This is a genomic window from Guyparkeria sp. (genome assembly GCF_041687595.1).
Taxonomy (GTDB): domain Bacteria; phylum Pseudomonadota; class Gammaproteobacteria; order Halothiobacillales; family Halothiobacillaceae; genus Guyparkeria.
This window is the reverse complement of the sequence record NZ_JAWLBP010000001.1, coordinates 93,430-107,794: the sequence shown is the minus strand read 5'-3', so window position 1 is coordinate 107,794 and position 14,365 is coordinate 93,430. Positions and strand designations below refer to the sequence as shown.

Below are 14,365 nucleotides of genomic sequence, written 5' to 3'. Positions count from 1 at the left end.
GACAAGCATCGCCTCGAGGAATCGATCATTCGCCACATCGCGGAACTCCTGTACGTCCCGCACAGTGACTTCATCCGCGCGAAGCTCTCCGCCGGGAAGAAGGGCAGGTAGCCGGACCGACCCCGTTGGTCGCCAGCCAAAAAGCGACTGGAGCAGGCATGGACGGACCTGCCGTCAGCTACCCTCCCGGCTTTCCTCCAGTTCCATCCAGCGTTCCAGCACGCCCTCGAGCTCGGCTTCCAGCTCGCTGACGCGGTCGAGCGTGCGCTGCACCTCGGCCGGGTCGCCGTCGTAGAACGCCGGGTCGTTGATGGTCTCGTTGAGCTTGGCCTGTTCGGTCTCCAGCGCCTCGATGCGCTCGGGAAGTGCATCGAGTTCGCGCTGGGCCTTGTAGGAGAGCTTTTTCGCCTTGTTCGGCTTCGCCGGTGACTTGGGTGCGGCAGGCTTCGGCTTGTTTGTCGTCGTGGATTCGGCGACCCGGGTCTCGCGGCGGTCGAGATAGTCCTGGTAGCCGCCGAAGACCTCCTCGATCTCACCGTCTCCCTTGAACACCAGCAGGCTGGTGACGACGTTGTCGAGGAACGCCCGGTCGTGGCTGACAAGAAGCAGGGTGCCGTCATAGTCGGCCAGCGCCTGTTCGAGGACTTCCAGGGTCTCGAGATCCAGATCGTTGGTGGGTTCGTCGAGCACCAGCAAATTGGCCGGCTTGGCGAACAGCTTCGCCAGCAGCAGGCGGTTGCGTTCCCCGCCCGACAGCAGTTCCACGCGGGTGCGCGCCCGCTCCGGCGTGAACAGGAACTGTTGCAGGTAGCCGATGCCGTGGACGTTGGACTCGCCGACCTGCAGCCGGTCCCCGCCGTCGCAGAGGTTCTCCAGTGCGGTCCAGTTGTCGCGCAACTGGGCACGATGCTGATCGAAGTAGGCCACCTCCAGTTGCGTTCCGCGCTTGATCTTGCCCGCCGTGGGCTCGATCTGGCCGAGCAGCAGCTTGATCAGGGTGGATTTGCCCGCCCCGTTCGGACCGACCAGTCCGACGCGATCGCCGCGCAGGATGGTGGTGGAAAGGTCCCGGATGACGGTCTTCTCGCCAAAGGTCACGTCGACGTGCTCGGTCTCGGCGATGATCTTGCCCGAGGTTCGGCCCGAGTCTGCCGACAGGGCCACCTTGCCGGCGCGCTCGCGTCGGGCGGCACGCTCGGCACGCAGCTTCTCCAGATTGCGCACCCGGCCCTCGTTGCGAGTGCGTCGCGCCTTGATGCCCTGGCGGATCCAGACCTCTTCCTGGGCCAGCGTCTTGTCGAGGCGGGCGTTCTCCTGTGCCTCGGCGTTGGCACGCTCCTCGACCCGACGCAGATAATTGTCGTAGTCGCCCGGCCAGGTGGTCAGGTGCCCGCGGTCGAGCTCGATGATGCCGTTGGCCAGCCGCCGGAGGAACGCCCGGTCGTGGGTGATGAAGACCACGGCGCCGCTGAAACGTCGGACGAGGTCCTCCAGCCACTCGATGCCGGCGATGTCGAGGTGGTTGGTCGGCTCGTCGAGCAGTAACAGCTCGGGTTCCAGTACCAGTGCCTGGCCGAGCAGGACGCGACGACGCTCGCCGCCGGACAGGCCACGCACCGAGGCATCGGGGTCGAGGCCCAACCGGGTGACCACCTCGTCGATCTTCTGGTCGGCCATCCAGCCGTCGCGGGTCTCGAGTTCGTGCTGGAGCGTCGACAGGCGCTCGAGCGCGGCGTCGCTGTCGGCGTTCTGGATCAGCTTGTGGTACTCGGTCAGCACGTCGTGCAGGTCGCCCAGACCCTCGGCGATCACGGAATAGACCGAATCGTCGGTGTCCAGGTGCGGATCCTGCGGCAGGTAGGCCACCTTGGCCCCCGGCTCGAGGCGGATCTGGCCGTCGTCCGCGCGCTGGATCCCGGCGAGCATCTTGAGGAAGGTGGACTTGCCCTCGCCATTGCGCCCGATCAGCGCGAACTTGTCGCCACGCTCCATGGTGAGATTGACGTGATCGAGCAGGACTCGGTCACCGATGGCGAATTGCAGATTGTCGATGGTCAGAAGGGGCATAGGGTCCGAGCTGGAAGCTGAAAGCGGGAAGATGTGTGCATTGTACGCGGTTGCTTCGCCCCGAAGCGGGAGGATTCGCCCGTCAGCGGCGGTCGCGGAAGAATTCGGTCAGCAGTTCCGCGGCTTCGGCCTCGCAGGGGCCGGTGTCGATCACGGGGCGGAAGTGATGCCAGTCGGCCCGGTTGAGGTCGATGGCCGAGCCGCAGGCGCCGGCGCGCGGGTCGGGGGCCGCGTAAACGATCCGGGCGACCCGGGCGTGCGCGGCGGTGGCGAGGCACATCGGGCAGGGCTCCAGTGTCACGTAGAGCGTGCAGTCGTCCAGCCGGTAGTTGCCCAGACGGCGTCCGGCCTCGCGCATGGCCAGCACCTCGGCATGTGCGCTGGGGTCGTGCAGGGTGATGGGGCGGTTGTGACCACGACCGATGATCGTGCTATCGGCGTCGACCACGACTGCACCGACCGGGACCTCACCGGCCTCTATCGACAGACGGGCAAGGGCCAGGGCCTCGGTCATGTAGTGGCGGTCACGGCTCGGCATGCGGTCGATCACGGCCCGATCGGATCGCGACGGTGTCCGCTCACTCCCACTCGATCGTACCGGGCGGCTTGCCGGTGACGTCGTAGACAACCCGCGAGATGCCGCGCACCTCGTTGACGATGCGCAGCGAGACCTTCTCGATGAACTCGTAGGGCAGGCGGGCCCAGCGGGCGGTCATGAAGTCGACCGTTTCCACCGCGCGCAGGGCGACGACGTAGTCGTAGCGGCGACCGTCGCCCATCACGCCCACCGACCGGACTGGCAGGAACACGGCGAAGGCCTGGGAGACCTGGTCGTAGAGACCGGCCTCGCGCAGCTCGTGGATGAAGATGGCGTCGGCGCGGCGCAGCAGGGCGGCGTACTCGCCCTTGACCTCGCCGAGGATGCGCACGCCGAGGCCCGGTCCCGGGAACGGATGGCGCATGATCATCTCGCTGGGCAGGCCCAGCTCGAGACCGATCTGGCGCACCTCGTCCTTGAACAGCTCGCGCAGTGGCTCGAGGAGCTTGAGCTTCATGTGCTCGGGCAGCCCGCCGACGTTGTGGTGCGACTTGATCACGTGCGCCTTGCCGGTTTTCGAGCCGGCCGACTCGATCACGTCGGGGTAGATGGTCCCCTGGGCCAGCCAGGCGGCGTTCTCGCGCTTGCCGGCTTGTTCGTCGAAGATGTCGATGAAGGTGTTGCCGATGACCTTGCGCTTCTTCTCGGGGTCGGCTTCGCCGGCCAGCCGGGACAGGAACTGGTCCTCGGCGTCGACCCGGATCACCCGGACGCCGAGATGCTCGGCGAAGGTGCGCATGACCTGGTCGCCTTCGCCCTCGCGCAACAGGCCGTTGTCGACGAATATGCAGGTGAGCTGGTCGCCGATCGCGCGGTGGAGCAGGGCGGCAACCACCGAGGAGTCGACCCCGCCGGACAGCCCGAGGATCACCTCCTCGTCGCCGACCTGCTCCTGGACTTGCTCGATCATGGTCTCGATGATGGCATCCGACCGCCACAGCCCCTGTGTGCCGCAGATGTCGCGCACGAACCGCTCCAGGATGCGAGCGCCCTGGCGGGTGTGGGTGACTTCCGGGTGGAACTGCACGCCGTAGAACTGGCGCGTCTCGTCGGCCATGCCGGCGATGGGCGCGTTGTCGGACGAGGTCATCAGCTTGAAGCCGGGCGGCATCTCGACGACGTGGTCGCCGTGGCTCATCCAGACGTCGAGCAGACCGAAGCCCTCCTCGGTGACCTCGTCCTCGATGTCACGCAGCAGCGCGGTGTGGCCACGGGCGCGCACCTTGGCGAAGCCGAATTCCTGATGACTCGCGTTCTCGACCTTGCCGCCGAGCTGGGCGGCCATGGTCTGCATGCCGTAGCAGATGCCCAGTACCGGCACGCCCAGGGTGAAGACCAACTCCGGGGCCGCCGGCGCGTTCTGCGGGTCGATCACCGACTCGGGGCCGCCGGAGAGGATGATCCCGGTGGGGTCGAAGTCCCGGACGAAGGCGTTGTCGACATCCCAGGAGTGGATCTCGCAGTAGACCTTCGATTCGCGCACGCGGCGGGCGATCAGTTGCGTGTACTGCGAGCCGAAATCGAGGATCAGGATCCGCTCGGCGTGGATGTCGGCATGCTGGGCAGTCGCGGAATCGGTCATCGTGTTTTCCGTGGTTGCGGTTTGGTGCCGGCCCCGGGCCGGTCTGGGCCGGCGGCAACGTGCTGCCGGCTCGAAAAGTTCATCGGCCGCCGTGGCGACCGGGTGGCCTCTAACGACTCGACCCGGCGTCGGCCGGGTCGAGCAATCCGTCGGCGCGCCGCGCGGGCGGCGCGAGACCGGTTCATACCCGGTAGTTCGGGCTTTCCTTGGTGATGGACACGTCGTGGACGTGCGATTCGCGCATGCCGGCGTTGGTGATCCGCACGAACTGCGGCAGCTTGCGCATCGTCTCGATGTCCTTGGCACCGACATAGCCCATCGAGGCACGCAGCCCGCCGATCATCTGATGAACGATGGCGACCAGCGAGCCCTTGTAGGGGACGCGGCCCTCGATGCCTTCCGGCACCAGCTTCTCGGCGGCCGTTCCGCCCTGGAAGTAGCGGTCGGAGGAGCCCTGCTGCATCGCGCCGAGCGAGCCCATGCCGCGGTAGGACTTGTACGAGCGGCCCTGGAACAACTCGACCTCGCCAGGCGACTCCTCGGTGCCGGCCAGCATGGAGCCGACCATCACCGAGTGCGCGCCGGCGGCCATCGCCTTGGCGAAGTCCCCGGAGAAGCGTACGCCGCCGTCGGCGATCAGCGGGACGTCGGTGCCCTTGAGCGCCTCGGCGACGTTGGAGATGGCCGTGACCTGGGGTACGCCCACGCCGGCGACGATGCGGGTGGTGCAGATCGAACCCGGGCCGATCCCGACCTTGACCGCGTCCGCGCCGGCCTCGGCGAGCTCGAGTGCGGCCTGGCCGGTGGCGATGTTGCCGCCGACCACGTCGACCTGCGGGTACCGGCTCTTGACCCAGGCGACCCGGTCGATCACGCCCTTGCTGTGGCCGTGCGCGGTGTCGACCACGATCACGTCCACGCCGGCGGCGACCAGCGCCTCGACGCGTTCTTCGGTGTCCCCGCCGGTGCCGACGGCCGCGCCGACGCGCAGCTGCCCGGAGGCATCCTTGCAGGCGTTCGGATAGTCGGTGGACTTCTGGATGTCCTTCACGGTGATCATGCCGCGCAGCTCGAAGTCACCGTTGACGACCAGCACCTTCTCGATGCGGTGCTTGTGCAGCAGCGCCTCGACCTCCTGGCGGCTGGCGCCCTCCTTGACGGTCACCAGCTGCTCCTTGCCGGTCATGATGTTGGCCACCGACTGGTCGAGATTCTGCTCGAAGCGCAGGTCGCGGCTGGTGACGATGCCGACCAGCAGCCCCTCGCTGACCACCGGCACGCCGCTGATCGAATGGTCGCGGGTGATCTTGAGCACGTCGCGGATGCTGGTGTCCGGGGTGACGGTGATCGGGTCCTTGATCACGCCCGACTCGTGCTTCTTCACCCGACGGACATGTTCGGCCTGCTGGGCGACGGACATGTTCTTGTGGACGATCCCCAGGCCGCCTTCCTGCGCCAGCGCGATCGCGAGGCGTGCCTCGGTGACCGTGTCCATCGCCGCGGAGATCAGCGGGATGTTGATTTCGATGTTGCGGGTCAGGCGCGTGACGAGCGACACATCCCTGGGCATGACCGAGGAGCGGGCCGGAATGAGAAGCACGTCGTCGAAGGTGAGACCTTCCTCGAGGATTCGCATGGTATGGGGACTCTTGCGGATGGTAGAAAGTGTCCGCGCAATTATAGTGACTGCCGGCCGGCGGGTAAACGTCTGCCGACCACGTGGTGTGGCTGCGCGCCGCCGAATGCCCGGGCTCGTCGTGGCGCGGTTCGCCGGGGTGTTGGCATCGCGCGAACGATTGCGCTAAAGTCGAACTCGCTACAAGAGCAAACCACCTAGGAGGCATTAAATAATGATTAAAACAACACGTGTTGTTGCCGCTGCAGCGGGCCTGGCCCTGATCGGTTCGGTTGGCGCGGCGAACGCCGCCAGCGAGTCCGACTACGAGAAGGCCAAGCAGGAAGCTCAGGCCGCCGTTGAGGCCGTGCAGGAGCAGGGCTACTTCGCCTGGAGCCCGCACCCGAAGAGCGCGCTGTTCGGCGCGGCCGACAAGCTGGCCGAGAAGGGCGAGTACGAGAAGGCCATCGAGAAGGCGAACGAGATCAAGGATCTGCAGGCCCTGGCCGAGCAGCAATGGGAAGAGCAGGGCGAAGCGGGTCCGTACCGCGCCTGGTAAGCCCTAAGGGCTTGCATGCCGACCGGGGCGCTCGGCTCCGGCGGGCATGCTGACGGAAACAGCATTCAGACAGGGGTCGCGACACCGGTTGCGACCCTTTTTCATTTCCGGTTTCATTCTCGCCTCACCGGCCAGGCAGGGGTTCTCCACGACATGCAGACAGGTAGCGGTTCCACGGCGCTTTCCGTCACGCAGATCAACAAGCAGGCCGGGGATCTGCTCGGCCAGGTCTTCGGCGTGGTGGAGGTGATCGGCGAGATCAGCGAGCACAAGCGCGCGGCCTCCGGCCACCACTACTTCGCGCTCAAGGACGACCGCTCTCAACTTCGCTGCGCGTTTTTCCGCGGCAATGCCATGCGCAACCGTCATCCCCTGCGCGAGGGCGAAGAGGTGGTGGTCACCGGCCGGCTCGGGATCTACACCGAGCGTGGCGCCTATCAGTTGATCGTCCAGTCGGTCGCCCCGGCCGGCGAGGGACGTCTGGCCGCGGAATTCGAGCGGCTCAAGCAGCGTCTGCTGGTCGAGGGCCTGTTCGAGTCCGAGCACAAGCGCCCGACCCCGACATTGCCCCGCCGCATCGCGGTGATCTCATCCGACAGCGGTGCAGCCATCCACGACGTGCGGGTCACGCTCGCGCGTCGCTTCCCGCTCGCGCGGGTCACGCTCTTTCCGGTGCTGGTCCAGGGCGCCGAGTCGGCAGCCCAGCTCCGCACGGCGGTCGGGCAACTCTCGGCGGACGATTTCGATGTCGCCCTGATCGTGCGCGGCGGCGGTTCGCTCAGCGACCTGTGGTCCTTCAATGACGAGGGGCTGGTGCGCGCGATCCACGCCTGTCCGGTGCCGGTGATCAGCGGGGTGGGTCACGAGACCGACACGACCCTCTGCGACCTGGTGGCCGACCGGCGTGCGGCCACCCCCACGGGCGCCGCCGAGCTGGCCACGCCGGTGACCGTGGTCGAGATGCGTGAGCGGATCCTGAGACTGGCCGAACGGGGAACGGCCATCTGGCAAGGCGGCTTTCAAGCGCGTGCCCAGCGTGTCGACGATCTCCGGCGGGGGCTGGACCGTCACGGGCCGGGCGAGCGTCTGCGGATGGACCGCTACCGGCTCGCCGGGCTGCTGGCCCCGTTGCATCGGCAGGTCGAGCGACGGATCGCCCGCCGGCGCCAGGAACTTAACGCCCTGCGCCAGCGGCTGGAGGCCGGTCATCCGCGCCGGAGGCTCGCCGCGCTGCGTGACCGGCTCACGATGCCGCGCCAGGCGCTTTCCGCCGCCATTCGGGCCGACCTGGGACGCCGGGAGGATCACCTGACGGATCTGGCCCGCCGCCTGTTGATCGCCAGGGAACGGCTGCTGCCCGCGCTCCGTCAGCGTCTGGACCGGGTTCGTCCGCCGCGTCGCGTGCTGTTCGACCGCCTGCGCCAGGAGCGGGTGCATCTGGATGGACTGGGTCGTCAGCTTCGCGCGCTGGGGCCGGAACAGGTGCAGCGGCGAGGGTATGCGCTGATCGAGGCGCTGGACGGAGATGACGCCGGCGGTCAGGGGGCGAGTCTGGTCAAGCGGGCCACCGAGGTACGGGAGCTCGCGGCTCGCCGGGGCGGTCAGGTGCCGCTCCGGATCCGTTTTCACGACGAGGCGCTGCGGGTCGACTGGCAGGAGAACGAATCGGGCGACTGAGCTTCGAAGGTATCCGGTCGGCGCGTCATGAAGGCGCCGCGCCGGTCACTGCTCGGTCGTGAAGTCTTCCATGCGCTGGCTGGCCAGTTGCAGTTGATCGGCCTCGGGGACGCGGCCGGCACCAATGTAGTTGCGCGACCAGTACACGTTGTCGAGCCGGGCGAACGACACGTCCTTGCCGCGCGAGGGGGCATGGACGAAGCGGTTCTCGCCCACGTAGATGCCAACGTGGTCGACGCGCTTGCCCTTGAGGCGGAAGAACACCAGGTCGCCGGGGCGCAGCTCGTCGCGCTCGACCCGGCTGGTGGCCCGGTACTGCTGGTAGGAGGTGCGCGGCAGGTCGATGTCTGCCGCCTGGAAGGCGTACTGCGTCAGTCCGCTGCAGTCGAACCCGGATTCCGCCGACTCGCCGCCCCAGCGATAGGGCGTCCCCAGCTGCGAGACTGCCTGCACCACCACCTCCTCGGACCGGGTGTGCATGCCCGAGCGGGTATCGATGGTCTGGAGCGGGTTGTAGGGCAGATTTTCGGGATCGGCCGTTTCCGCGGCTGCCGAGTCGGGCCCGCCCGTCGTGTCGGCGGTAGGGCCCATTTGCGTGGCGCAGCCGCCGAGGAGTGCCATGGCGACGGCCAGCCCTCCCGGAACCAGCGCCCGACGGAGGTGCCAGTGACCGGCCGCGAGGCGACTAGGGACGGCGGATTTCACAGACGTACCGTCGTGTCGGCGTGCGGGAGAAATCCTTCGGCAGCGTTTTTCTCGACAGATCATGGACCTGGAACCTGTTTTCCATAACAGGATCCAATGTAAAGCCTTTGCGGTTGTTTGAAAAGACCAGTACGCCATCGGGGCTCAGCAGGCGCATGCAGGACTCGATCAGCGCCGGGTGGTCCCGCTGGATGTCGAGCGTGTCTTCCATTGCCTTGGAATTGGAGAAAGACGGCGGGTCGAGGAAGATCACGTCGTAGCGAGCGGCGGTCTTCACCGCGTCGTCCAGCCACCGGAGCACGTCGGCGCGCACCAGCCGGTGGGTGCCGTCGGTCTTGATGCCGTTCAGGGCGAAGTTGCGCTCGGCCCAGTCGAGATAGGTGTTCGACAGGTCCACCGAGCAGGTCGATTTCGCACCGGCCACCGCCGCACGTACCGACACGCTGGCGGTGTAGCAGAACAGGTTGAGAAGGCGCCGGCCCTGGGCCAGTTCGGCCACCCGGTCGCGCACCAGGCGGTGATCGATGTACAGGCCGACGTCGAGATAGTCGGTCAGGTTGATCAGCAGACGGGTGTCGCGCTCGCGGATGACGCGTTCGATGCCCTCGGCACCCATGCGCCCGTACTGCTGCCGGCCGCTCTGGCGGGCGCGCTGACGGACGACCACGTGCTCCGGGTCGACGGCGAGCGCTTCCACGGCGGCGGCCGTGGCGGCGGCGAGCCGGGCGCGGGCCTTCTGCGGGTCGATCTGCTTCGGTGCCTGGTACTCCTGGATGTCGAGCCAGGCCTCGCCATCCTCGGTGAGATACCAGTCGACGGCCAGCTTGAAGTCGGGCAGGTCGGCGTCGTAGATGCGCAGCGCCGTGTCGCCCTGCTTGAGCAGCGACTGCCGTTGCTTCCAGTTCTTCTTCAGCCGGTTGGCGAAGTCATCGGCCGATTGTTCGCCTTCCCGTCCCTGTGCGATCAGCCGCTGGGCGAGTGCATGTGGCCCGGCTGGTCGCCGCAGGCTCTTGTCGCTGAATTGTCCACGCAGGAACTCGACCTCCACGCCGCCGTGGATGACAGCCAGGCGCTTGTCGAAGCGCAGCGGCCAGACGGATTCGCCCTCGGCCGAGCGCAGGATGCCCCAGTACCAGCCGGGCAGGCAGCGTACCCACTGGGTGCACAGGGCCGCCCACTCGTCGGCCTCGTGGGTGTCCTCGACCCGCTGGCCGAAGGGGACGTTGCTGATCAGGAGGCCCTGTTCGCGACGCTGCGTGTCGGCGGGGCAGGGCGAGGCGAAGCTGTCGGCATGGTGGATCTCGACCGTCTCGCCCAGCCCGGCGCGCTCGATATTGGCATGGGCGGCAGCGAGCTGTAGCGGGTCGCGGTCCTGACCGTAGATCGTCAGGGTCTGACGACTTGCCGGGGCGTCGAGCCAGCAGCGTGGTTCGGCATCGAGCACGTCCTTCCATACATGGCCTGCCTGACCTTTCCAGGCGGGCGAGCCGAGCCGCTGTCGACGCATGGACGCTGGCTGGCCGAGCACGGCCAGCGCCGCCTCGATCAGGAAGGTGCCCGAGCCGCACATCGGATCGAACAGGCTGCCGCCTGCCGCGGCCACCTGTGGCCAGCGGGCGCGCCAGAGCAGGCCGGCTGCGAGGTTCTCGCGCAGCGGGGCTTCGCCACCGTCCGTGCGGTAGCCCCGCCGGTGCAGCGAGCCGTTGGAGAGCTCGATCGCGAGGATCGCCTCTCCCTGGGCCTGGATGTGGCAGTGGATGCGCAGGCCCGGATGCTCGGTGTCCACGTCGGGGCGTTGGCCCTCGCGGTCCCGGAACTGGTCGACGATCGCGTCCTTGATGCGCGTGGCGATGAAGCCGGTATGGCGCAGTTCGGCATTCCCGCCGGTCGCGGAGATCGAGAGGGTATCCCCGGCAGACATGTGCGCCGACCAGTCGATCCCGGCTACCAGCGCGTAGAGGCTGTCGGCCGTGGTGACGTGACCGCGGGCGACGGGCAGGTAGATCCGCCCGGCAATCAGGCTGTCGGCCAGTATCTGGTAGACCAGCGCGGGCGGCAGATCGCCGCTCGCACCGAAGGGGCGGTCGCTGATGGCTTCGCCGGTGAGATGGCGCAGTTCCTCGGCCAGCGCGGTCTCGAGGCCGGGCGGGGCGATGGCCTCGAAGGACCAGAGGGAGTCGCCGTTGGATTCGTCTTGCACGGGATCGCTCATGGCAAAACCGGGGAGTCTAGCCGATCGTCCCGTGTTGACCTAAGCCGTTGTTCATTCGCTTCCGGGTTGGAGGTGCAGGACAGAGTGCAGCCGACCCTCGAAATGCGCCGTCACCGTCACCGAGTCCCTGTCGGCTTCCACCGCGTACCCGGGTTGGACGGGTGGGTCGCTTTCGACGAAACGGAGCATGCCCTCGGGCCAGCGGACCTCGAGTCGCACCTGCATCGGGTAGTAGCCGTCGAGAAACCGCCGCATGAACGGGCCGTTCTCGACCCGGTAGCCGTCGCCGTCGGCCCGCGGCTCGATCGCCCACGAGTCGGCCCGGACGCACAGGATCGCGCCGTGACCGACGTCGCGCATCTGGACGCTCGCCTCCTCGGCGACCGCCTCGCCGATGTTCACGGCGCGCGTGACCTCGATCTCCCGGGTGCGCTCGCCGTTGTAGACGATCTGGGCGGCGGCCACCGCATCCAGGTTGTAATGACACTGCATCATCCGGGCCCAGCCGTCCTCGAGGCTGTCGGCGGTGAGCTCGATGCGCTTTTCCATGCGGGGTCCGTCCGGGGCCGGGGCGGTCTCGAGGAACACCAGGTCGCCCTCGTTGACGTTGCGGGCCTTCTCCAACAACCGTTGGTGTTCGCGTTCCCGCTCTTCGGCCTCCTCCCAGGCCGCCTCCCATTCGGCCTCCGTGTTCTGGGCATGCAGGCTGGGAGCGGCGAACAGGAGGGCGGCAAGCGCCACCAGGAAAAGATGCCTGTGGCGGGATGCCGATCGGCGACGGATGGGCGGGAAGTGAGTCGGGCAGTCGCGCATGTCGGGGTGGACCTCGCTGGTCTGGCGGGCTGGCATCCCGTGAAAATAGACGACAATCCGCCGGCATGAACCCGATTGGTTGGCTATCTTTGCGGGTGAGGGAGTCGTTCCCTCGACCACCTCACATCGAGGAGGACACGCTTATGAGTATGAAACGCTCAATGATTTCGGCCGCCGCGGTGGCGGCCCTGAGTTTCGGCCTGTCGATGCCCATGGTCGCGGGGGCGCAGGAACCGGACCCCGCTCCCATCTACGGCAGTGAGCTGATGACCCAGGAGGAGCGCCTGGAATACCGGCAGCGCATGCAGTCGGCGCAAGACGCCGAGGAGCAGGAACGCATCCGGACCGAGCATCACGAGCAGATGCAGCAGCGCGCCCGGGAACAGGGCGTCGAGCTGCCCGAGGAGCCGCCCGCGCGAGGTGGTCAGGGCATGGGACCGGAAGGCGGCCCGGGCATGAACCAGGGGCAGGGCATGGGCCCGAACAACGACAACCCGATGCGAAACGAGGGCTACCGCGAGGACCAGCGGCAGCGCATGCATGATGCGGAGTCGGCCGAGGAGCGCCAGCGCATCCAGCAGGAGCGTCAGGAACAGATGCAGGAACAGATCCGCGACCAGGATCCTTCCTACGACCGTCGCCGGGACAACGGTGGCGCCGGTGGGGGCGGCGGCATGCGGAACTGATCGTTCCCGCGCTCGCGTGAGATCACATCCCCGGCGGACTTCCGACCGGGGATTCTCGTATCCGGGCAGGTCCACGCGCTCCGGGACTCACGTTCAGGCACAATTTGCTTTATCGTTTGCCGGGAGCCTCGTCCCGAGCGGCGAGCCTTGCCCGCCTGGATGAACACTGACCGGATTCGAGGAGAACCGATGGCCGAGGCCGAGCCCACCCGGACCCCCGAGGTCGACTCTCGCGCGATACTCGAGATGGATCGCCTGCATGTGTCCGTCGACGGTACGACAATCGTTCACGACGTGTCCTTCTCCCTGCGTCCCGGCGAGCGGTTGGCCCTGGTGGGCGAGTCGGGCTCCGGCAAGACGGTGACGGCCCTTTCGATCCTGCGTCTGTTCGAGGCCGCCGGGATGGAAACGCGCGGCGAAATCCGCTTCGAGGGTGAGAACGTACTGGCCATGAGCATGCCGGCGATCCGGGCACTCCGGGGCGCGCGAGTCGGCATGATCTTCCAGGAGCCCATGACGGCCCTCAATCCGCTCAAGACCATCGGCGCGCAGATCGCCGAGGTGCTGGCCCGGCACGAAGGGCTGGGGGGCGAGGCCTTGAAGCGCCGCGTCCGCGAGCTCCTCGAGCAGGTGCGCCTGCCCGACCCGCTGCGCGTGATGCGGGCCATGCCGCACCAGCTCTCCGGCGGTCAGCGTCAGCGGGCCATGATCGCCATGGCGATCGCCTGCAACCCGTCCCTTCTGATCGCCGACGAACCGACGACCGCGCTCGATGCCGGGCTGCGCAAGACCATCATGGACCTGCTTGTCGACCTCCAGCAGCGGCTTGGCATGAGCCTGCTGCTGATCACGCACGATCTGCCGGTGGTGCGCCAGTACGCCGACCGCGTCCTGGTGATGCGAGATGGCCGGATCGTCGAGAGCGGCCGGACCGGCGAGATCTTCGCCCGGCCGGAGGACGGTTACACCCGCACGCTACTCGAGGCTCGCCAGGTAGCCCCCATGGTCGACCCGGTCGAGGAGTCGGCCGTGGAGAGGCTGTCCTGCCGGGACCTGGGCGTGATCGTCGGCAAGCGCCGCTGGATTGGCCGCGACACCCTGACCGAGATCATCCACGGTATCGACCTGTCGCTGCGCGCCGGGCAGACGGTCGGGGTGGTCGGCGAGTCGGGGTCGGGCAAGACCACGCTGGCGCTGGCACTGCTGCGGCTGATGGAAGGCGCCAGTGGCGAGATCCGCCTCGATGGCGAACGCGTCGACGGCCTTTCCGAGAAGCGGTTCCGGCGATATCGCCGTGACCTGCAGGTGGTTTTCCAGGATCCGTTCGGTGCGCTGTCCCCGAGGATGAACATCGCCCAGATCGTGGGCGAGGGGCTGGATGTCCACGAACCGGGGCTCTCCCGCGCGCAGTGCCGGGAACGAATCCGGGCGGCTCTGACGGAGGTCGGTCTCGACCCCTCGGTGATGTCTCGCTACCCGCACGAATTCTCCGGCGGCCAGCGCCAGCGCATCGCCATCGCCCGCGCCGTGATCCTCAAGCCGAAGGTGCTGATCCTGGACGAGCCGACCAGTGCCCTGGATGCCGCCGTGCAGCTCCAGGTGCTCCGTCTGCTGCGCGACCTGCAGCGCGAGCACGGCCTGACGTATCTGCTGATCACCCACGACCTGGCCGTGGTGCGGGCATTGGCCCACCGCGTACTGGTGATGCTCGACGGCGAGGTGATCGAGTCCGGCCCCACCGGGGCGCTGCTCGAGCAGCCGTCACACGATTACACCCGCCAGTTGATCGACAGTGCCCTGATGGCCTGAGCCCGCCGCCGGGCATTTTGTCGGGACGGAACGCAAGAAAGC

12 protein-coding genes are annotated in these 14,365 nt (G+C 67.6%); 5 read left to right on the top strand and 7 right to left on the bottom strand.

All coding sequences use genetic code 11. From position 1 onward, the window contains the following. On the top strand, window positions 1-111 hold a 111-nt coding region (locus ACESL5_RS00530), incomplete at its 5' end, for a TerB family tellurite resistance protein (protein ID WP_372590826.1). A 63-nt stretch (window positions 112-174) separates the two neighbouring features. Here the strand turns inward: ACESL5_RS00530 and abc-f are convergent. The 4 genes from abc-f to guaB form a co-directional block, all read right to left on the bottom strand. Beyond that, a complete protein-coding gene (gene abc-f, locus ACESL5_RS00525; RefSeq protein WP_372590822.1) occupies window positions 175-2,067 on the bottom strand; it encodes a ribosomal protection-like ABC-F family protein in 1,893 nt (630 codons plus the stop codon). A gap of 82 nt (window positions 2,068-2,149) precedes the next feature. Then, window positions 2,150-2,605 (bottom strand): tRNA adenosine(34) deaminase TadA, encoded by a 456-nt coding sequence (gene tadA / locus ACESL5_RS00520; protein WP_372590821.1) that lies wholly within the window; start codon window positions 2,603-2,605, stop codon window positions 2,150-2,152. Window positions 2,606-2,645: 40 nt separating this feature from the next. Next, window positions 2,646-4,247, bottom strand: coding sequence for a glutamine-hydrolyzing GMP synthase (guaA, locus tag ACESL5_RS00515; protein WP_372590820.1), 1,602 nt, complete (start codon window positions 4,245-4,247; stop codon window positions 2,646-2,648). A 181-nt stretch (window positions 4,248-4,428) separates the two neighbouring features. Beyond that, the gene (gene guaB, locus ACESL5_RS00510) at window positions 4,429-5,883 is read right to left on the bottom strand and encodes an IMP dehydrogenase (RefSeq protein WP_372590819.1); all 1,455 of its coding nucleotides are present in this window, start codon (window positions 5,881-5,883) and stop codon (window positions 4,429-4,431) included. Window positions 5,884-6,097: 214 nt separating this feature from the next. Here guaB and ACESL5_RS00505 point away from each other — a divergent pair, with 214 nt between their 5' ends. Together ACESL5_RS00505 and xseA are read left to right on the top strand one after the other, a co-directional pair. Further along, window positions 6,098-6,421 carry a hypothetical protein gene (locus ACESL5_RS00505; RefSeq protein WP_372590818.1) on the top strand — a complete coding sequence of 108 codons (324 nt, stop codon included), beginning with the start codon at window positions 6,098-6,100 and terminating at the stop codon, window positions 6,419-6,421. 153 nt (window positions 6,422-6,574) lie between these two features. After that, the gene (xseA, locus tag ACESL5_RS00500) at window positions 6,575-8,098 is read left to right on the top strand and encodes an exodeoxyribonuclease VII large subunit (protein ID WP_372590817.1); all 1,524 of its coding nucleotides are present in this window, start codon (window positions 6,575-6,577) and stop codon (window positions 8,096-8,098) included. Between the two features lie 45 nt (window positions 8,099-8,143). Here the strand turns inward: xseA and ACESL5_RS00495 are convergent, their stop codons facing one another. The 3 genes from ACESL5_RS00495 to ACESL5_RS00485 form a co-directional block, all read right to left on the bottom strand. Continuing rightward, window positions 8,144-8,719, bottom strand: a complete 576-nt coding sequence (locus tag ACESL5_RS00495) for a C40 family peptidase (RefSeq protein WP_372590816.1) — start codon at window positions 8,717-8,719, stop codon at window positions 8,144-8,146. 64 nt (window positions 8,720-8,783) lie between these two features. Then, window positions 8,784-11,015, bottom strand: a complete 2,232-nt coding sequence (gene rlmKL, locus ACESL5_RS00490) for a bifunctional 23S rRNA (guanine(2069)-N(7))-methyltransferase RlmK/23S rRNA (guanine(2445)-N(2))-methyltransferase RlmL (RefSeq protein WP_372590815.1) — start codon at window positions 11,013-11,015, stop codon at window positions 8,784-8,786. Window positions 11,016-11,066: 51 nt separating this feature from the next. Further along, complete coding sequence (locus tag ACESL5_RS00485; protein ID WP_372590814.1) at window positions 11,067-11,864, bottom strand: alpha/beta hydrolase; 798 nt, start codon at window positions 11,862-11,864, stop codon at window positions 11,067-11,069. A 113-nt stretch (window positions 11,865-11,977) separates the two neighbouring features. Between ACESL5_RS00485 and ACESL5_RS00480 the strand changes: the two genes are divergently transcribed. Both ACESL5_RS00480 and ACESL5_RS00475 read left to right on the top strand, forming a co-directional pair. After that, window positions 11,978-12,514 (top strand): hypothetical protein, encoded by a 537-nt coding sequence (locus ACESL5_RS00480; protein WP_372590813.1) that lies wholly within the window; start codon window positions 11,978-11,980, stop codon window positions 12,512-12,514. A gap of 189 nt (window positions 12,515-12,703) precedes the next feature. Next, on the top strand, window positions 12,704-14,323 hold the full coding sequence (locus ACESL5_RS00475; protein ID WP_372590812.1) for an ABC transporter ATP-binding protein: 1,620 nt from the start codon (window positions 12,704-12,706) through the stop codon (window positions 14,321-14,323). Window positions 14,324-14,365: the final 42 nt, after the last annotated feature.